Raw genomic sequence first — 18,003 nt, 5'->3', positions numbered from 1 at the left:
CAATAACGGGGGGCGGGAAGCCGAGCGTTGCTCGGCTTCCCGCGTACCATTTTTAATTCACAAGGTAGGTCCATGCACCACAAGACCTTTAAATCCAGCATCGGTTTTCCGGATCCCGGCAAGGATGCCGACACATTTATTGACCTCGATCGCCTCTGGGCAGCCGTGGTGCGCCGCGCCAATGTCATTGCCGCCTCGGTCATCGCCGCTGTGGTTCTGGCCGGCCTTTATCTGGTGCTTGCAACCCCCGTTTACACCGCGATGACTCAGGTGCTTCTGGATGAAAGCCTTTCCCGTTACGCGGAAGAGGAATCGCCGGTACCTGCCGCCCAGATCGTCGACAACCGTATCGCCAGTGCTGTGGAAATTCTGAAATCCAAGGAAATGGCGCTGACCGTGGTCGACAAGGCCAAGCTCGACGAGAACGACACCATCGTCAATCCGTCGCTGTCGCCGGTCGATCTCGTGAAATCTTCCGTGCGCGGTATCGTCGATCTCATCCTGCCCGGAGATCCGCCGGCCTCCGAAGCGGCAATCCGCGCCGGACGCCGCGAAAAGGCAGCCGCCGTGCTGCAACAATCGCTGATCGTAGAGCGTGTCGGCCGCAGTTCGGTCATCGCCATTTCCACCCGTTCGACGGATCGGCAGCTTGCCGCGCTCATCGCCAAGACCTATGCGCAGGCCTATCTGACCGAACAGCTGAACGCCAATTTCGACGCCAGCGAGCGCGCTTCCGTGTGGCTTCAGGAGCGCATGAGCGACCTGAACCAGCGTGCGCAGGCCGCCCAGCTTGCCGTCGAAAAATTCAAGACGGACAATAATATCGTTTCTTCGCGCGGCGAGCTCATGTCGGAAGGCCAGTTGGCCGATCTCAACGGCCAGCTGATTGCCGCGCAGGCGGATGTCGCGACGGCTGCTGCACGTTATGGCCAGTACAAATCCATCATCGACCGGGGACCGGATGCAGCCGTTGACAATGCAGTCGTTTCCGCGCGGGATGCCGATAACTCGGTCATTCAGGACCTTCGCAAGCGCTACATCACGATCTCTGACCGATTGCAGGGCGTCGTCCAGCAATTCGGCGCCGACCACCCTCAGGCGGTAGCGCTGGAGAGTGAGAAGAAAGAGATTGCAAGGCAGATCTTCCAGGAACTGCAGCAGGTTACGGGCAGCCTGAAGAACGAATACGACGTCTCCAATTCCCGTGTGCAATCGCTTCGCGACAATATCGACCGCGTGGCGGGCCGCAATTCGCAGGCCAATATCACCATGGTGCAATTGCGTGAGCTGGAGCAGCGGGCAACCGCTCTGCGCACACTTTACCAGTCCTACCTCGGCCGCTTCGAAGAAGCATCCCAGAAACAGTCGCTGCCGATCGCCAAGGCCCGCATCATCTCCGAAGCGGGTCTGCCGACAGCTCCGTCCAGCCCGAAAAAGACGATGACCATGGCGCTTTCCGTCATTCTCGGCCTTATGCTGGGCGGCGGCATCGCAGCGCTTCTTGAGTTCCGGGATCGCTTTTTCCACACCGGCAACGATGTGCGCGACAATCTGCGCATGCGTTTTCTGGGCTACCTGCCCTTTATCGGGGAACGGGGTGCAGAAACCGCAAAGTCGGGTACCCCTGCCGCCACCCCCGGCAGCGAGAGCACGACCATCGATGAAAACGGTCAGGTCTCGTTCCAGAAAATGCTGCGCCTTGCCGTCGACAGCCCGCGCTCAAGCTTTGCCGAGACGCTGCGCAACGTGAAGCTGACGGCTGATGTCGTTATCCAGGAACGACAGTGCCGGGTAATCGGCGTCATCTCGTGCCTGCCGAACGAGGGTAAATCGGTCGTGGCGCTCAATCTCGCCGGTCTGATCGCCTCCACCGGCAAGCGCACGCTTGTGGTGGATGCCGACATCCGCAACCCTGGCCTTAGCCGCATGCTGACAACGCGGCAATCCGCCGGTCTGGTGGAGGTCGTGCTTGACGAGATACCGTGGACGCAGGCGGTAAAGGTCGATACCCGCACGAAAATGGGCATCCTTCCGGTTTCCACAAGCAACCAGTTTGCCCATTCAAGCGAGCTTCTTGCCTCCTCCGGCATGCGCAAATTCATCGAATCGGCGCGTGAGGCCTGCGACTACATCATTGTCGACCTTGCACCCGTCGTTCCCGTCATCGACGCAAAAGCCTTCGCACCGCAGGTCGATGGTTTCGTCTTCGTGACGGAATGGGGCAAGACGCCGATCCAGATGGTGCAGAACCTGATGGCCAACGAACCACAGATTGCCAACAAGACGTTGGGTATCGTGCTCAACAAGACCGATATGACGGAATTGCAGCGTTATGCAGGCCCCGGTGGTTCTGAGCATTATCACGAGACATTCGCGGCCTATTACGGCGACGCCAAACCGCCGGTGAAGGAAAACGCCTGAATGGTGTAGCGGCCCGGTGCAAACCGGGCCGCTTTTTTTTGCAGCTCAAATTTTGCCATCCAGCCTATGGCGTTGCCCGCAAAATTACGCATTGATGGCGACCAACCAATCGCCAGCAAGCAGGACCAGTTTCATGCCATCACCCATCGCCCTTGTTTCGCGGATGAATGCGCAAGCGGAGGCCATATGGAAGCAAGAGCTTCGCGACGCCATGCCGGAAGAGGAAATCCTCTCCTTTTCCGAATTGAGCGGGGAGCAGAAACGCGCGGTGGACTTCGCCATCGTCGCCAATCCCGATCCAGTCGACATTGCCGCCTTGCCGGGTCTTTCGTGGATTCACAGCCTGTGGGCAGGTGTCGAACGGCTCGTGCTGGAACTGGGAGACAAGGCGCCGCCGATCGTCAGGCTGAAAGACCCGGAGCTTTCACGCGTGATGGCGGAAGCCGTGCTGGCATGGACCTATTACCTGCAACGCGACATGCCGGCCTATCGCGAAAACCAGCAAAAAGCCCTCTGGCAGGAACTCGATTATCGGCATCCGGGCGAGATGACCATCGGCCTCCTCGGCCTCGGCGCGCTTGGAACGGCTGCGGCGCAACGCCTGCTTCATGCAGGCTTCAACGTTTCCGGCTGGAGCCGCTCGGCCAAGGCAATCGAGGGAGTGGCAACGCTGACGGGCGATGACGGGCTGGAGGACTTGCTGGAAAAAAGCGACATTCTCGTCTGTCTGGTGCCGCTGACCGATGCGACGCGCGGCCTTCTGAATGCCGACCGTCTCGGCGCCATGAAAAAGGGAGCCGCACTCATCAATTTTGCCCGCGGAGCCGTCGTCGTCGCCGATGACCTGATCGCGGCGCTTGATTCCGGCCAGCTTTCGCATGCGGTTCTCGATGTCTTCGAACAGGAGCCGCTACCTCCCGCCTCCGCATTCTGGCAGCACCCGAAAGTGACCGTCCTGCCACATATTTCCGCGCCGACAAGCCGGGAAAGTTCCGCGAAAATAGTGGCAGGCAATGTCAAGACATGGCGTGAAACAGGCACGCTACCGGAAACGGTCGATATGACGCGCGGTTATTGAGACACGATGGCGGGCGGTTTATTCGCCCGCCATCGTGTTTGCCGTATGGGCCAGTTCGACAGCTGAGACGATCTGCTGTTCGTCATAGGGCTTGGTCAAAAGCACTGCCGTTTCCGGCGCGCCGTTCGGCAGTTGGTTGTCTCCCGTGGCAAACACAATGGCTAGTCCTGGTTTCCGGCGCAATGCCTCAACCGCCAGCTCGCCGCCCTTCATGTCCGGCAGGCCTATGTCGGTAACGAGAACATCGATCTCTTCCGTCTCGATCGCCTTTAGCGCCTGCACAGCATTTCCGGCCTCGACGACGGCAAAGCCGTTATCGGCCAGCATCTCGGTCGAATTCATCCGGATCAACTCGTCATCCTCAACAAGAAGCACGCAAACCGATCTGGTCTCGTCTCCGACGACCTGCGCGGGTTCGGGGGTTTTGGAATGACGCGGTGATGATACCGGCCTCGTCTTGGCGAGAGAAACCTGCTTGCGATTGGCGATGACATGGCGGATGCGCCGCGCCAGCGCTTCGCGCGTGTAAGGCTTGGAGAGCAGTTCCACCCCGGAATCCAGCTTGCCGCCATGCACGATGGAGTTTTCCGTATAACCGGATGTGAAGAGAACGGCGAGATTAGGCAACCTTTCCTGCGCCCGGCGCGCCATTTCCCGGCTTTTCAAAGGTCCCGGCATCACCACATCGGTGAAGATGACGTCAATCGGAATGCCGCTTTCGACCACCGTCAAACCAGCCTGCGCATCGCGGGCAGTGAGCACGCGGTAACCGAGATCGCTCAGTGTCTCGACGACGGTGCTGCGCACCTCCTCGTCATCCTCCACCACAAGGATCGTTTCCGTGCCACCCTCGACGGGGCCAGTCGGTATCACCACTTCCCTGTCCTCGTCGGCGGCGGAACGCGGTAGATACATCTTCACCGTCGTGCCCTGCCCCACCTCGCTATAGATGTTGACATGGCCACTGGACTGTTTTGCAAAACCGTAGACCATCGAAAGGCCGAGACCGGTGCCCTTGCCTTCCGGTTTCGTCGAAAAGAACGGCTCGAACACCTTTTCCAGAATGTCCGGCGACATGCCCGATCCGGTATCGGTAACAGCCAGCATGACATATTGCCCCGGCGAGACTTCCGAATGCTTGCGCGCGTAATCGCGATCGAGAACCGCATTGCCGACCTCGATTGTCAGCTTGCCGTGCCCTTCCATGGCATCACGCGCATTGATCGCCAGATTAAGGAGAGCGTTTTCCACCTGGTTGGGGTCGGCATAGGTATTCCACAGGCCGCCGGAGGTGATGACCTCAACCTCGATCGCCTCACCAAGCGAACGGCGCAGGAGATCGTCCATGCCGGTAACGAAGCGGGAGATGTTGATAACGCGCGGTTCCAGCGCCTGACGGCGGCCAAAGGCCAGAAGCTGGCTTGCAAGCTTGGCACCGCGATGAACGCCGGCCAGCGCATTTTCCAGCCGCCGTTCGGCACGCTCGTTGCCAATCACGTCCTTTGACAGCAATTGCAGATTGCCCGCGATTACCTGAAGAAGATTGTTGAAATCATGCGCGACGCCACCGGTCAACTGGCCGATGGATTCCATTTTCTGCGCCTGCTGCAACGCTCTTTCGGTCTGGCGGCGCTCGGCGATTTCCGTCTCGACCCGCGCTTCCAGCCCTTCATTCAATTGGCGAAGCTGCTCTTCCGCTCTTATGCGGTGGCGAATCTCGCGTTCCAGATTGCTGGCATGTTCTTTAAGCGTGTTCTCGGCCAGCCGCTGTTCGGTGATATCCGTGTGGACACCCACCCATTCCGCAATATCACCGGAATTGTCGAAAATCGGAACGCCACGGATCGCAAATGTGCGGTAGACGCCGTCATGGCGGCGAACGCGATGCTCCCAAATATAGGTCGCCCGCGCGGAAACGGCTTTTGTCCAGCTTTCCAGCGAATGGTCCCTGTCTTCGGGATGAACCGCTTCGACCCAGCCGAACCCCTGATACTCGTCGAAGCTCTGCCCGGTAAGTGCACCCCACGCAGGCTGCTCACCCAGCATCATGCCGTCGGCGGTATTGGTCCAAAGCACGCCGTGGACCGCATCAACAGCGGCGCGGAAACGGTTATTGCTAAGCACGATTTCGTGCTCGGAACGTTTCCGGTCCTCGATATCGATGATCAGCACATAAATGCCGTCAACCGAGCCATCGGCGATATAGCGGGGAACATAACGGATTTCGGCGGCTCGCTTGCTGCCATCCGGTCTGCTGATCACCGTATCCGAAACGATCTTTTCGCCGCCGAGCGCACGATCGAGATAGGCCCTGCGCGAACTGAAGAACGCGTCTCCAACAATTTCCGGAACGCTGCGGCCGATCACCTCCTCGGCGCTGCGGCCGAACCACTCCAGATAACCGTCATTGGCGAATTTATAGACATAGTCGCGATCGACATATCCCACCAGGATCGGCAGGGCATTGGTAAGCCGGCTCAGCTCCTTGCGGCTCTGCTCCAGCGCCTCCACGGCCTTCACCTTTTCGGTGTTTTCAAGCACCGTGCACAGGACGCCGTCCACCGCGCCGCCATCATTGTAGATCGGCGTATAGAACAGATCGAAGATCACCTCTTCCGGCTGACCGTGCCGCATCAGCGTCATCGGCTGGTCGCGATAAGCCATGACCTCGCCACGAAAGCCAGCCTCCAGAATGCGGCTGTTCCAGTCCCAGATCTCGGGCCAGATACCTGGCACCGTTCCGCCCAGCGCCCGCGGGTGATAATTGCCGGCAATTTCCGCATAGCCGTCATTGTAGATCATCACATGATCCGCACCCCACATCAGCACCTGCGGAATGGGAGAGTTGACGACGGAATTGGCCTTCTGCCTCAAATTCTGCGGCCAGTCGCTAATCGGACCGAGCGATGTCTTCGACCAGTCGAAGCCACGCACAAGCTCACCCGTTTCACCGCCGCCGATCGGCCATACCGGGGCAGCACGAAGATTGGTCATTCAATATCACCACAAAAAAGAGACGAAATTTTCCGTAGTACAGAACGGAATAAATGTCCAAGAAAACAGAAACTTCTGCTTGTTGTTCACGGCTTTTCAGAAGCGCGACCGGCAAGACTGGGGAATTCGCACGCCGCAAATTTCGCAGAAGCACCCCACAAGCGTGATGATTGATTGACGATTGCCATCCTCAATACGCCAAAAACTGCCGCAAACGGAACGGCAACAAAGTAATTATTAACGCTCAATGCGGGTGCTGGCGGTCGCGGTGCCGTCAGCGCCCGGGTCTTCGCACACCGCGACCAGAGGGAACAAAAATGAAAATACTTTTGGGTGCCACAATTCTTTCCGCCGGCTTCGCCCTTACAGGCGGTGCAGCCTTTGCTGCGGACTGTGGAAACGTCACGATCGCCAGCATGAACTGGCAATCCGCTGAAGTCGCCGCCAATCTCGACAAGATCATTCTGGAAAAGGGTTACGGTTGCAGCGCTGAAATCGTCACAGGCGACACCGTACCGACATTGACCTCCATGGCCGAAAAGGGCCAGCCTGATATCGCGCCGGAGGCCTGGGTCAGCCTGCAGCCGGAAATCGTCAAACAGGGACTTGAGGGCGGCAAGGTCGTGGCGGCCGCCAAGATCCTGTCGGACGGCGCTGTGCAGGGATGGTGGATCCCGAAATATGTCGCCGATGCAAACCCCGATCTCAAGACCATTCCTGATCTCTTCAAGCATCCCGAGCTCTTCCCCTCGCCTGAAGACAAGGCAAAGGGCGCCGTCTTCAACGGCCCGCAGGGCTGGGGCGGCACCGTCGTCACCGCCCAGCTTTTCAAGGCTTTTGGTGGTGAAAAGGCTGGCTTCACCCTGGTGGACACCGGTTCTGCCGCAGGTCTCGACGGCTCGGTCGCCAAGGCTTACGAAGCGAAACAGCCGTGGGTAGGCTATTACTGGGCTCCGACCTCGCTGCTCGGCAAATATGAGATGGTGAAGCTCGGCTTCGGCACGGAATATGACTCTGCCGAATGGAAGCGCTGCACCTCGGTTGCCGATTGCGCGGACCCGAAGCCCAATGCATGGCAGGTTGACGACGTGCAGACGCTGGTCAGCAAGACCTTTGCCGACCGCGCCGGCCCGGCCATGGACTATCTGAACAAACGCGCCTGGACCAACGACACCGTCAACAAGCTGATCGCCTGGATGACCGACAATCAGGCAACCGGCGAAGATGGTGCGAAACACTTCCTGAAGGAAAACGAGGCTCTGTGGACGGGCTGGGTTTCCCCCGACGTCGCGCAAAAGGTCAAGGCTGCCCTCTAAAAGGGCGGCACGACATATGTGGTCGACAGCTTGGCCCGCCAATGGCGGCGCCCGGCCGTTTTTAAGTTCCGGAGCGCGGCGGATATTGCCCGCCGGCCCCGGTTCGTCGTGGAGAACAGGATATGGATTGGCTTTTCAAATTTCCGACCATGAATGATGATGCCCTGCGTGCGCTGAAGAAAGTGATCGACGAGGGGTTTCGGGGTTTCACCAGAGCCTATGGCGGCACGATAGAGGGGCTGTTCACACCGCTCCAGAGCTTCCTCATCTGGGCGGAAAGGCTTTTGATCGGCACCCCTTGGCCGGTCGTTATTCTTATTGTCGGCGTACTCGCCTGGTTTGCCAGCCGCAGCGCCACCATTGTTGGACTATGTTGCGGTATTCTCTTTGCCATCGGCTGGTTCGGCATGTGGGAAGACACGATGAAGACGATCTCGATGATCTTCGTCTGCGCCGTGCTCTCGATCGTGATCGGTTTGCCGATTGGCATCGCCATGGCGCGGTCCAACCGCCTGCAGAGTATCGTGAACCCCGTTCTCGACGTCATGCAGACGATGCCGAGTTTCGTCTATCTCATTCCCGTCGTCATGCTGCTCGGCATCGGCCGGGTCCCGGGCGTCATCGCCGTGGTGATCTACGCCATTCCTCCGATGATCCGGCTTACCAATCTCGGCATCCGCATGGTTGACCGGGACGTGCTGGAAGCGGCAGACGCTTACGGTTCCTCGAAGCGCCAGAAGCTTTTCAAGGTGCAGCTACCGCTTGCACTCCCCACCATCATGGCAGGCATCAACCAGACAATCATGATGGCGCTCGCCATGGTCGTCATCGCCTCCATGATAGGTGTTCAGGGCCTTGGCCAGCCAGTTCTGAAGGCCATCGCCAACCAGTATTTCACGCTCGGTGTGTTCAACGGCCTGGCAATCGTCGGCATCGCCATCATCTTCGACCGCATCAGCCAGGCCTACGGCCTTCGCCTGCAAAAACACCGGGAAGTGGCGCATGGCTAGTCAATCGATCGAAATCCGCAGCCTTTACAAGATTTTCGGCTCCAAGGCGGAGAACTACATCGACGCCGTGAAGGGCGGCATGTCCAAGGCGGAACTGAACGCCAAGCACGGCCATGTGCTCGGCCTCAGCGACATCAACATCACCATGCCGGGCGGGCAGATCACCGTGATCATGGGCCTTTCCGGCTCGGGAAAATCGACGCTGATCCGCCACGTCAACCGCCTGATCGACCCCACAGCGGGAGAAATCCTTTATGGCGGAACGGATGTCTGTCGCCTCAACGAAGCGGAACTTCTGGAATTCCGCCGCCACAAGACGGCGATGGTATTCCAGAAATTCGGCCTGCTGCCGCACCGCAACGTGCTGCAAAACGTCGTCTATGGCCTTGAGGTGCAGGGCGTCGACAAGGGCGAGCGGGAAGAAAAAGCCGACGTCTGGATCAAGCGGGTGGGGCTGGAAGGCTTTTCGAGCCATTATCCGAACCAGCTTTCAGGCGGCATGCAGCAGCGCGTGGGTCTCGCCCGCGCGCTGACCAACAACGCCGAAATCCTGCTGATGGACGAGGCCTATTCGGCACTTGATCCACTCATCCGCGTCGACATGCAGACAGTGCTGCTGGAATTGCAGAAAGAGCTGAAGAAGACCGTCGTCTTCATCACCCACGATCTGGATGAGGCCCTTCGGCTGGGAGACAAGATCGCCATTCTGCGCGACGGCGAGATCATCCAGCAGGGTACGGCCGCCGAAATTGTCATGAGTCCGGCAGACAGCTATATCGAAGCCTTCGTGGAAGAGGTCAATCGTGGCCGGGTCATTCGTCTCGGCGCCATCGTCCAGCCGGAGTTTACCGGCCAGTCGCGTCTTCAGCTCGATGCGGACATGACCGTCGAGGAAGGCTTGCGCGCGCTCGTCAGGGAGGATGTCGGCAGTGCCGTCATCATCGGCGAAAACGGCAAGTCACTCGGCTCCGTCACCACGGATGCCATCATGCGCTGCCTCGTCAGGACCACGCCAAGCGCGGAAAAAAAACTGGCCGAGGCCGGTTAGGCCAAGCCGTCGAGCCATTTGGTCATGCCCTTGGCGGCGGCCTTGCCAGTGGCAAAACAGGCGGTCAGCAGATAACCGCCGGTCGGCGCCTCCCAGTCCAGCATTTCCCCGGCAGCAAAAATGCCGGGGAGTTTTTTCAGCATGTAGTTCTCATCGATACCTTGCCAGTCAACGCCCCCAGCCGATGAAATCGCCTCGGCAATCGGTCTCGTCCGTGCAAGCGGTATCTCCGCATGTTTGATTCTTGCGGCGACCAGATCATCCGGCATCGCCGAGATATCGTGAAAGATTTCCCGCAGAAGTCCGACCTTGACGGCGGAGAGGCCCACGGCCTTCCGCAACCGGTTTGCAAAACTCTCCTTGCGGCCAAGCTTTGCCAGATCCCGGCCAAGGCGCTCCACGGTACGTCCCGGCGCCAGATCGACAGCGAGTGTCGCCTTTCCCGTGTGTTCCAGCTGGTCGCGAAGTGCGGCGGAATGGGCATAGATGACGCTGCCCTCAATGCCGTGCTGCGTCACCACGAACTCACCCTGAAGCGCTCCGGCCGGGGAAATGGTGGTGACGGATTTCAACGCCTCACCGGCAAAACGCTGCCGGAAGACATCGCTCCAATCGACATCAAAGCCACAATTGGCGGGGCGGAAAGGGTTAAGCTCCACGCCTTCAGCCGCGAGTGCCGGCACCCATGCCGCATCCGAACCCAGACGCGGCCAGCTTGCGCCGCCGAGCGCCAGAAGAACGGCATCGGCCTTCATGAAGACATCGCCCTCCGGTGTCGCGAAAACCAGCCCGTCTGCGGAAAAACCCATCCAGCGATGCCGCGTCTTGATGATAACGCCGTGTGCCTCCAGCCGGGCAAGCCATGCCCGCAACAGCGGCGAGGCCTTCATGACCGTCGGAAACACCCGACCTGACGTGCCGACGAAGGTCTCCTGCCCCAGACCTTGCGCCCAGTGACGCAGCGCGCCGGGCGTGAAATCATCGAGGGCGGCGCGCAGCTTTTGCTCCGCGTCGCCAAAACGGTGGAGGAAAATGTCGTAGTCTTCGGCATGGGTGATGTTGAGACCGGATTTTCCGGCCATCAGCAATTTGCGCGCGACGGTCGGCATGGCCTCGAACACCGTTACGGCATGGCCAGCCGCAGACAGCACTTCGGCCGCCATCAGGCCCGCTGGCCCGCCGCCGACAATCGCGACCTGCCTTGCCTTCTTCAAAACCCGCTCCATCGCATCTTCGCCATTGTGGCCTTATACCGATTTCCGCGCGCGAATATATGCGATATTGAAGCGCGCATGTTCACGCTCGACCGACCCGTCACCTTTTCGCAGGATATCAAGAAAAGCCGCTTCATTGCCTTTGCAGCACCTGTCACTGGCGAGGAGGATGCGAAAAGCTTCCTTGCGGCGCATTCTGACTTCGACGCAAACCACAATTGCTGGGCATGGCGAACCGGCCAGACCTATCGTTTCAGTGACGACGGCGAGCCTTCCGGCACGGCGGGAAAGCCAATCCTTCAGGCTATCGACGGTCAGGCCCTGGACAATGTCGCGGTCCTCGTCATCCGCTGGTTCGGCGGCATTCTGCTCGGCAGCGGCGGCCTCATGCGCGCCTATGGCGGCACGGCGGCGGCCTGCCTTCGGCTTGGCGAGACGTCACCGGTCATCGCCTATGTCAGCGCGACCTTGAGCTGCCCGTTCTCCGATCTGGCCCTGGTAAAATCGCGCCTCGCCGCCACGCAAAACCTGCGAGTGGAAAAGGAGGACTTCACCGGCACCGGCGCGGATATGCAGCTTTCGGTTCCCGTAGAGGAAGCCGAGCGTCTGACACGGCTCATCAGCGATCTGACCAGTGGCCGCGTCAATCTTCATATTCCGGACTAATCATATTGCGCGGTGGGCATCTGGCCCCATGCCCGATTTGTGCTAAGGAAGCGCAATGTCATCTGAGCTTTCCAACCCCGTCTATAATCCGCCGCTCGAACCGTGGCTCACTATCGTGCACCGGGATGACGATCTACTGGTGCTGGACAAGCCGAGCGGACTTCTTTCGGTGCCGGGACGCGATCCCGCGCTCTCCGACAGTCTTTTGACGCGCGTGCAGAAACAGTTTCCAAAAGCACTGATGATCAACCGGCTGGACAAGGATACATCAGGCATCGTGTTGATGTCCCTGAACCGCAAGGCGCACGCGACCGTCGCCGCCCAGTTCGAGAACCGCCAGACCCGCAAATCCTATGTTGCCGTCGTCTGGGGTGAAGTCGAGGGTGAAGAGGGCAAGGTGGACCTGCCACTTGCGATCGACCCCGAGAACAAGCCCCGCCACCGGGTGGACCACGACCATGGCAAGCCGGCGCAAAGCCTTTGGCGCGTGCTGGAAAGATTGCCGCTTCCCGCCACGAGGCTCGCACTTGCCCCTCTCACCGGCCGCACCCATCAATTGCGGGTGCATATGAAGGCTCTCGGCCACCCTATCCTTGGCGATGAATTTTATGCAGAAGGTGAAGCGCTCGCCGCCGCGCCGCGTCTTATGCTGCATGCCGAGGCGGTGGGCTTTCGTCACCCGGATGGCCGCGACGTCACCTATACCGTGCCCTGCCCCTTCTGAGGCCTGCGATGAAAGAACAAGACGAAAGCTTCGTGGTGGATTTTGTTGGCGGTGCGGTCGGTCACCGTTTCCGCTCCGGCGAGGGGCGCGGACAGGCTCTGCCGAAGGCCGCGGGCTTCACCAAAGGCCGCACGCCAAAAATCGTCGATGCTACGGCAGGGCTCGGGCGCGATGCCTTTCTGTTGGCGTCACTCGGAGCCGAAGTTACGCTGATAGAGCGTTCACCCGGTATGCACGCCCACCTTGCTGACGGCATTCGCCGCGCATTGGAGGCGGGTGGAGCCTATGCCGAGGCTGCCTCCCGCATGACGCTGCTGCAGGGCGATTCCCGGCTTCTGCTGAAAGAACTTTCACCGGAGGTGGTGATCGTTGACCCAATGCATCCGCCGCGCCACAACACGGCGCTGGTGAAAAAGGAGATGCGGGTGCTGCGGGAACTGGTGGGATCCGATCCCGATCAGGTAGAGCTTATGGAGGCTGCGCTTGAACATGCGACGAAGCGGGTGGTTCTAAAATGGCCTCTGCGCGCCGAACCTATGCCCGGCATTCGCAAGCCTTCGCACCAGATAACGGGAAAGAACACCCGATATGATGTTTTCATGATTTTCGGAAAATCTCTCGATCCGGAGGAATGATCAGCGGAAATTCGGCTTGCGCTGAGCGTTCATTAAAAGCTCGTGCCGGGATGCGAATTCTCCGAACAGCCTTCTCAACCGTGTCTCCTCGGCCTTGTCCAGCCGGTAACGGCGGCAAAACTCCGCAACATTGAGAATTGGCTTGGCTCTGTTCCCGTCTATGTTCTTGTTGTCGATGATCTGCATGGCGGCGCCCTCCGTGTAACCAGGGGGAAAACGTAGGCGTGGGCTTGCGGTTCCCTGTAAGTTTACATGGATGAAAAAAGAGGATGCCGCCCGTACACGGCCTCATCAAGTTTTCTTGAAACTATCGCAAGAAACGAATTCCTCCCCAAATGGTTCTCTGCCCGATGCAGACAAAGGAAGGGAGACCCATGTTCCGCAACAACCGATTTCTGAGTTCGACGATGCTATTCGCGCTGCTGGCCGTACCACTTGCCGGCGGCGCCCACGCACAGACCGCCCCGGCAGTCGAGACGAAACGGCCCAATGCGCCGGATCAGAAACCGGCTTTCGAGGGTCAGACCCGTGCGCCGCAAGCCGCCACTCAGCCGGATGTCGAAAAAACCGTCATTGCCGAGGGCCTACCGCATATCTGGTCGATGGAATTCCTGCCCGATGGCCGCATGATCGTAGCGGCCAAGGAAGGCGCAATGCACATCGTCGCAGACGGGAAAGCCAGCCCTGCCATCGCGGGCGTGCCGGAGGTGGCGTCCGACGGACAGGGCGGTCTGCTCGACATCGCGCTGGCTCCCGATTTCGAAACCTCCCGTAAAATCTTCTTCTCTTTTTCCGAGCCACGGGATGGCGGCAACGGCACCTCCGTCGCATCGGCCAAGTTGACCGAAGAGGGTGGAGCAGCAAAACTGGAAGACGTCTCGGTGATCTTCCGCCAGATGCCGACCTATGATGGTGATAAGCATTTCGGCTCCCGCCTGGTCTTCGGCCAGAACAACGAGCTCTACGTCACCGTCGGTGAACGTTCAGACGCAACGCCGCGTGTGCAGGCGCAGGACCTGTCGAGCGGGCTTGGCAAGGTCTTCCGCATTGATGCCGAAGGCAAGGCCTTCGAGGGCAACCCCTTCGCCGGCCAGCAGAACGCCCTCCCCGAGATATGGAGCTATGGCCACCGTAACCTCCAGTCGGCAGCACTGGATGGGCAGGGCAGGCTCTGGACAGTGGAACATGGCCCGAAAGGCGGCGATGAGATGAACCTGCCGAAGGCGGGCCTCAATTATGGCTGGCCGGTCATCACCTACGGTGTCGAATATAGCGGTCGGTCCGTTGGCGAAGGTGCCACCGCCAAGGAAGGCATGGAACAGCCGGTTTATTATTGGGACCCCGTCATCGGCCCGTCCGGCATGGCCTTTTACGACGCCGACCAGATTTCCGAGTGGAAGGGAGCCTTCATCGTAGGCGGTTTGGTGAGCCAGGGCCTCGTCATCCTGCACATTGACGGCGACAAGGTTGCGACGGAAAGCCGATTGCCGCTGGAAGCGCGCATTCGTGATGTGAAAGTGGGTCCGGATGGGGCCGTCTATGCCGTGACCGAAGAGCGCGGCGGCGGCAACTCGCAAATTTTGCGGATCGCCAAGGCCGGCTGAGAAAGTCATGACCGGAACAGCAGGCCGCCGGAACGAAGGCGGCCTGTTTCTCGTTTCCTGCAACCTTAAACCTGCCGGAAAAAACGATGCCACAACCGCCCACCCGCCTTCTTGCCAAAATCGGACTCGCCTATGTCAACGATCAGGAGCCGGGCATAGCCCGAGAAAGGCGCGGGCGCGGTTTCTGTTACCGGTTGCCGGGCGGCGAACTTCTGTCCGATAACGTGGAGTTGAAGCGCATCAAATCGCTCGGCGTCCCGCCTGCCTACAAAGATGTCTGGATATGCATCGACCCATCCGGGCATTTGCAGGCAACGGGCTTCGATGCGCGCGGGCGAAAGCAATATCGTTACCATCCCGACTGGCACGCATTGCGCGGTGAGACGAAGTTCTTTCAGCTGAAAAGCTTCGGCAAGGCGCTGCCCGCCATCCGGCGACGCGCGATGGCTGACATTGCAAAACAGGATCACGGTCAGGACATGACACTGGCGGCCCTGACGCTGCTTCTCGATGCCGCCTATCTGCGCGTCGGCAACCGTTCTTATCTTGAAACCAACGGTACCTATGGCGCAACCACATTGCTCAAGCGCCACGTGTCCTTCGGCGAGACAATCGAATTGCGCTTTGCAGCCAAGGGCGGGCAGAAGGTGAAGCGGCAATTGCGCCACCCGCGCCTTCAAAAAATCCTCGAGGAAATCGCCGATCTGCCCGGCAAGGAGCTGTTTGTCTGGCAGGACAGTGAAAACCGGGTTCACTCCGTCGATTCAAGCGATCTCAACGCCTATCTTTCCCGCGTCGGCGGACAAGGCATTTCTGCCAAGACTTTCCGTACCTGGGGCGGAACGCTTGCGGCCTTCTGTCATGCGATGGAACATGTGGCTGCGGGTGAAAAACCCAGCATCAAGGGTATGTGTCAGGCAGCGGCGACGGAACTGTCCAACACACCCGCCATTTGCCGCAAGAGCTACGTACATCCTGCCGTTCTCGATATAGCGACGGAGGAGAAGGCGCAGAAGAAGCTTGGCCGTATTCTGAAGGTGGGCGCAAAGCCGGTCTCGGGCCTCAGGGCCGATGAAAGACGTCTGCTTGCCTTCCTGCCGTGATAATCAGCGGCCAGTCGCCCATTCGCCCAGTTCCCGCTCGGCCCTTTCGAGCGCGCTGTAATTCAACAGCTTGCGCAGGAAAGCGACGGTGACGGCGCGGGTTCGAAGATTATAACGACCTTCCGCCTCGTCATCACCGGCCGCCTGATGGACGTTCAGCTTTTCGTAGAGGCTTTGCAGCCGGTTCTGCACGCTGCGCAACGAAAGGTTACGGCGGCGAGCAATCGCCTTGTCCGTCAGGCCCAGCGCAACATCAACAAGGATTTCATATTCGGAATCGGTGAAGCCATGCGCCTTGCCGAGGCTTTTTTCCTGTAGGCCGCGCACTTCCCTGTCGATCACGCATTGCGCCTCGATGAAGATGCTGCGCAACGCCAGCCGCAACCGATCGTCGGATGCTGATTTCAGCACGTAGCCATAGGCAGCACCTTCGGGCACGATGCGGGAAACGCCGCGCACATAGGCCTCGTCGGAATAGTTGGACCAGAACAGGATGCGGGTGTCCGGCCGCTCCTTCCAGATGGTGCGCGCCGCCTCTATGCCGTTGCGCTCGTTCATCTGCAAATCCATGACGATATGGGCGGCGCGGTTTTCCCGCGCCAGCTTTTCGCCGGTTCTGCCGTTTGCCGCCTCCAGCACCTTGTCGCATTCCGGCAGGGCGGCTCTCACCGCCTCGTTCAGATAGGCGCGGTGTAGCGCATCGTCCTCAACGATCAGCACATCCATGTCATATTTCCTCCCGCCGGTCGAAAGCGCCTTCAGGCAACGTCACGGTAATGCGGGTTCCAGCGTCTTTGCCATTGCCACCAATATCGAATCTGGCTGAAATCAGCCGTGCCCGCGTCTTCATGTTGCCGATGCCTAGTCCACCAGAGACAGCCCCCTCGCCACGGCCGCTACCGTCATCGCTCACGGTCACCCGCAGCCCGCCATCCGTCAACGACAGTGTCACCGCAATCGTTTCCGGCTGCGCGTGACGGATGGCATTGTTGACCGCCTCCTGCACGATGCGGAACAGCGAGATGGCAACGGTCTTGTCGAGTGTTTCCACAAGCCCGTCCGTCTCGTCCGTAACCGACCAGTCGATAGAAGAGCCGCTGTCGCGCACGGAGCGATCCACATAGGTCTCGATGGCCTGCACGACGCCGAACAATTGCAGGATGGAGGGTTTCGCCTCCTCAATGATCTCGCGCAGATCCTGCATGCAGTGCTGCAGGCTGCGCACCACCGGTTCCAGCATCTCGCCCGACACGTCCGGTGCGTGGCTCATCCGCTCGATGCGCCGTGCAAGCCGCGTCAGGTCCGCCAGCGTCTGGTCGTGCAAATCCATGCCGATCCGCTGTCGCTCGGCCTCCAGCGCTTCGGTCAATTGCAGGGCACCCAGCCGCAACCCCTCCTCGCGGGCATTGGCGCGCGCCTCCTCGATCGCAGACCGTTTGGCCTGTTCGGCGGCGCGGATGGCGTAAAAATAGGGCGCCAGCAAATCCGCAACCGCGCGGGCATTGGCGACATCCTCCATCGTATAGGCATCCGACTGGTGCGAGGAGCAACTGAGCGCGCCGATAATGTCGCCATGCACCTTCATCGGCACGTGCAGGCGGCTATGCAGATCAAGCTCGATGATCGGGCTGGAAAATGCACCTTCGAAATGGAAGCGCGGATCGGCGCAGGCATCACCGCTCAAAAGATATTCCACCTCGCCCGAGAGCACGGAACGGATCGGACTGCCGGACAGAAGGGCGGGCGGCTGGCGGCTCCAGGCGCTTGCCAGACCGCTTTCATAGGCGATGTGAAATTTGTCATCCAGCTGCTTGATGCAGACATCCATGTGGACGTGAGGAATGATATGGGTGATTTCGGTGGCGACCGCCTGAATGATGGCGTTGAATTCGAGCTGCCCGGCGAGCAGCCGCGAAATGCCCATGTAGTGATGGAAAAGAGCGCTTTTCGGCGTATCCAGCATGTGCGGACACCCTCCCAAGCGCCTGCCTTGTCAACTTGTGGCGGCGCGACCTGCCCCGTTTCGGCTATTCTGCGCCCGGCGGTGGCGTTTCGTCCTGCGGGTTCCCGCATCCTTTCTGCGGAAACCCGCAGGAAGATTGCCGTTATCCGCCTGTACAAGCCAAACCTTCTTGGTCATTCTCGCTTTTACTGGGGAAAGGAGCTCCAGTGCAAAGGAATTCCGCCTGC

15 protein-coding genes are annotated in these 18,003 nt (G+C 59.7%); 10 read left to right on the top strand and 5 right to left on the bottom strand.

What is annotated here, in order from left to right:
* Positions 1–72: 72 nt before the first annotated feature.
* Together G6L97_RS19360 and G6L97_RS19355 are read left to right on the top strand one after the other, a co-directional pair.
* A complete protein-coding gene (locus G6L97_RS19360; RefSeq protein ID WP_004431729.1) occupies positions 73–2,421 on the top strand; it encodes a polysaccharide biosynthesis tyrosine autokinase in 2,349 nt (782 codons plus the stop codon).
* Between the two features lie 133 nt (positions 2,422–2,554).
* Positions 2,555–3,499 (top strand): 2-hydroxyacid dehydrogenase, encoded by a 945-nt coding sequence (locus G6L97_RS19355; protein ID WP_174003601.1) that lies wholly within the window; start codon positions 2,555–2,557, stop codon positions 3,497–3,499.
* Between the two features lie 18 nt (positions 3,500–3,517).
* Here G6L97_RS19355 and G6L97_RS19350 read toward each other — a convergent pair whose 3' ends face one another.
* Positions 3,518–6,493: a PAS domain-containing protein gene (locus tag G6L97_RS19350; protein ID WP_013762051.1), complete on the bottom strand. Its 2,976-nt coding sequence runs from the start codon at positions 6,491–6,493 to the stop codon at positions 3,518–3,520.
* A 317-nt stretch (positions 6,494–6,810) separates the two neighbouring features.
* On the opposite strand from G6L97_RS19350, the gene G6L97_RS19345 reads away from it, so the two are divergent.
* The 3 genes from G6L97_RS19345 (at position 6,811) to G6L97_RS19335 (ending at position 9,867) form a co-directional block, all read left to right on the top strand.
* The gene (locus G6L97_RS19345) at positions 6,811–7,809 is read left to right on the top strand and encodes an ABC transporter substrate-binding protein (protein ID WP_004431723.1); all 999 of its coding nucleotides are present in this window, start codon (positions 6,811–6,813) and stop codon (positions 7,807–7,809) included.
* A 122-nt stretch (positions 7,810–7,931) separates the two neighbouring features.
* Positions 7,932–8,819 (top strand): ABC transporter permease, encoded by an 888-nt coding sequence (locus G6L97_RS19340; protein ID WP_004431720.1) that lies wholly within the window; start codon positions 7,932–7,934, stop codon positions 8,817–8,819.
* Entirely contained in the window at positions 8,812–9,867 is a 1,056-nt protein-coding gene (locus G6L97_RS19335; RefSeq protein ID WP_025595241.1) for a quaternary amine ABC transporter ATP-binding protein, read from the top strand. Before G6L97_RS19340 ends, G6L97_RS19335 begins: the two co-directional genes overlap by 8 nt.
* Here the strand turns inward: G6L97_RS19335 and G6L97_RS19330 are convergent.
* A complete protein-coding gene (locus G6L97_RS19330) occupies positions 9,864–11,093 on the bottom strand; it encodes a TIGR03862 family flavoprotein (RefSeq protein ID WP_174003599.1) in 1,230 nt (409 codons plus the stop codon). The two genes, G6L97_RS19335 and G6L97_RS19330, sit on opposite strands and share 4 nt — an antisense overlap.
* A 66-nt stretch (positions 11,094–11,159) precedes the next feature.
* On the opposite strand from G6L97_RS19330, the gene G6L97_RS19325 reads away from it, so the two are divergent.
* Genes G6L97_RS19325 through G6L97_RS19315 form a run of 3 tightly spaced genes read left to right on the top strand, consistent with a single transcriptional unit; the run spans position 11,160 to position 13,106 of the window.
* On the top strand, positions 11,160–11,747 hold the full coding sequence (locus G6L97_RS19325; protein WP_019566553.1) for an IMPACT family protein: 588 nt from the start codon (positions 11,160–11,162) through the stop codon (positions 11,745–11,747).
* Between the two features lie 55 nt (positions 11,748–11,802).
* Positions 11,803–12,471 carry a pseudouridine synthase gene (locus G6L97_RS19320; RefSeq protein WP_004431711.1) on the top strand — a complete coding sequence of 223 codons (669 nt, stop codon included), beginning with the start codon at positions 11,803–11,805 and terminating at the stop codon, positions 12,469–12,471.
* An 8-nt stretch (positions 12,472–12,479) separates the two neighbouring features.
* Positions 12,480–13,106 (top strand): class I SAM-dependent methyltransferase, encoded by a 627-nt coding sequence (locus G6L97_RS19315; protein WP_013762047.1) that lies wholly within the window; start codon positions 12,480–12,482, stop codon positions 13,104–13,106.
* Here G6L97_RS19315 and G6L97_RS19310 read toward each other — a convergent pair whose 3' ends face one another.
* On the bottom strand, positions 13,107–13,292 hold the full coding sequence (locus tag G6L97_RS19310; protein WP_004431706.1) for a hypothetical protein: 186 nt from the start codon (positions 13,290–13,292) through the stop codon (positions 13,107–13,109).
* 188 nt (positions 13,293–13,480) lie between these two features.
* Here G6L97_RS19310 and G6L97_RS19305 point away from each other — a divergent pair, with 188 nt between their 5' ends.
* Together G6L97_RS19305 and G6L97_RS19300 are read left to right on the top strand one after the other, a co-directional pair.
* Complete coding sequence (locus G6L97_RS19305) at positions 13,481–14,710, top strand: PQQ-dependent sugar dehydrogenase (RefSeq protein WP_174003596.1); 1,230 nt, start codon at positions 13,481–13,483, stop codon at positions 14,708–14,710.
* Positions 14,711–14,796: 86 nt separating this feature from the next.
* Positions 14,797–15,813 carry a DNA topoisomerase IB gene (locus G6L97_RS19300; protein WP_060641902.1) on the top strand — a complete coding sequence of 339 codons (1,017 nt, stop codon included), beginning with the start codon at positions 14,797–14,799 and terminating at the stop codon, positions 15,811–15,813.
* A gap of 3 nt (positions 15,814–15,816) precedes the next feature.
* Here the strand turns inward: G6L97_RS19300 and G6L97_RS19295 are convergent, their stop codons facing one another.
* On the bottom strand, positions 15,817–16,539 hold the full coding sequence (locus tag G6L97_RS19295) for a response regulator transcription factor (RefSeq protein ID WP_004431697.1): 723 nt from the start codon (positions 16,537–16,539) through the stop codon (positions 15,817–15,819).
* A gap of 1 nt (position 16,540) precedes the next feature.
* The gene (locus G6L97_RS19290; RefSeq protein ID WP_019566558.1) at positions 16,541–17,776 is read right to left on the bottom strand and encodes a GAF domain-containing sensor histidine kinase; all 1,236 of its coding nucleotides are present in this window, start codon (positions 17,774–17,776) and stop codon (positions 16,541–16,543) included.
* Between the last annotated feature and the right edge of the window lie 227 nt (positions 17,777–18,003).

Source organism: Agrobacterium tumefaciens (genome assembly GCF_013318015.2).
In the GTDB taxonomy this organism is placed as follows: domain Bacteria; phylum Pseudomonadota; class Alphaproteobacteria; order Rhizobiales; family Rhizobiaceae; genus Agrobacterium; species Agrobacterium tumefaciens.
Note: the sequence above shows the minus strand (reverse complement) of the source record. Positions and strands in the feature narration are given on the sequence as shown.

What these genes read in the sequence shown, in the direction of transcription:
- G6L97_RS19360 (WP_004431729.1), top strand. Translation starts at nt 73, where the DNA reads ATGCACCACAAGACCTTTAAATCCAGCATCGGTTTTCCGGATCCCGGC.
- G6L97_RS19355 (WP_174003601.1), top strand. Translation starts at nt 2,555, where the DNA reads ATGCCATCACCCATCGCCCTTGTTTCGCGGATGAATGCGCAAGCGGAG.
- G6L97_RS19350 (WP_013762051.1), bottom strand. Translation starts at nt 6,493, where the DNA reads ATGACCAATCTTCGTGCTGCCCCGGTATGGCCGATCGGCGGCGGTGAA.
- G6L97_RS19345 (WP_004431723.1), top strand. Translation starts at nt 6,811, where the DNA reads ATGAAAATACTTTTGGGTGCCACAATTCTTTCCGCCGGCTTCGCCCTT.
- G6L97_RS19340 (WP_004431720.1), top strand. Translation starts at nt 7,932, where the DNA reads ATGGATTGGCTTTTCAAATTTCCGACCATGAATGATGATGCCCTGCGT.
- G6L97_RS19335 (WP_025595241.1), top strand. Translation starts at nt 8,812, where the DNA reads ATGGCTAGTCAATCGATCGAAATCCGCAGCCTTTACAAGATTTTCGGC.
- G6L97_RS19330 (WP_174003599.1), bottom strand. Translation starts at nt 11,093, where the DNA reads ATGGAGCGGGTTTTGAAGAAGGCAAGGCAGGTCGCGATTGTCGGCGGC.
- G6L97_RS19325 (WP_019566553.1), top strand. Translation starts at nt 11,160, where the DNA reads ATGTTCACGCTCGACCGACCCGTCACCTTTTCGCAGGATATCAAGAAA.
- G6L97_RS19320 (WP_004431711.1), top strand. Translation starts at nt 11,803, where the DNA reads ATGTCATCTGAGCTTTCCAACCCCGTCTATAATCCGCCGCTCGAACCG.
- G6L97_RS19315 (WP_013762047.1), top strand. Translation starts at nt 12,480, where the DNA reads ATGAAAGAACAAGACGAAAGCTTCGTGGTGGATTTTGTTGGCGGTGCG.
- G6L97_RS19310 (WP_004431706.1), bottom strand. Translation starts at nt 13,292, where the DNA reads ATGCAGATCATCGACAACAAGAACATAGACGGGAACAGAGCCAAGCCA.
- G6L97_RS19305 (WP_174003596.1), top strand. Translation starts at nt 13,481, where the DNA reads ATGTTCCGCAACAACCGATTTCTGAGTTCGACGATGCTATTCGCGCTG.
- G6L97_RS19300 (WP_060641902.1), top strand. Translation starts at nt 14,797, where the DNA reads ATGCCACAACCGCCCACCCGCCTTCTTGCCAAAATCGGACTCGCCTAT.
- G6L97_RS19295 (WP_004431697.1), bottom strand. Translation starts at nt 16,539, where the DNA reads ATGGATGTGCTGATCGTTGAGGACGATGCGCTACACCGCGCCTATCTG.
- G6L97_RS19290 (WP_019566558.1), bottom strand. Translation starts at nt 17,776, where the DNA reads ATGCTGGATACGCCGAAAAGCGCTCTTTTCCATCACTACATGGGCATT.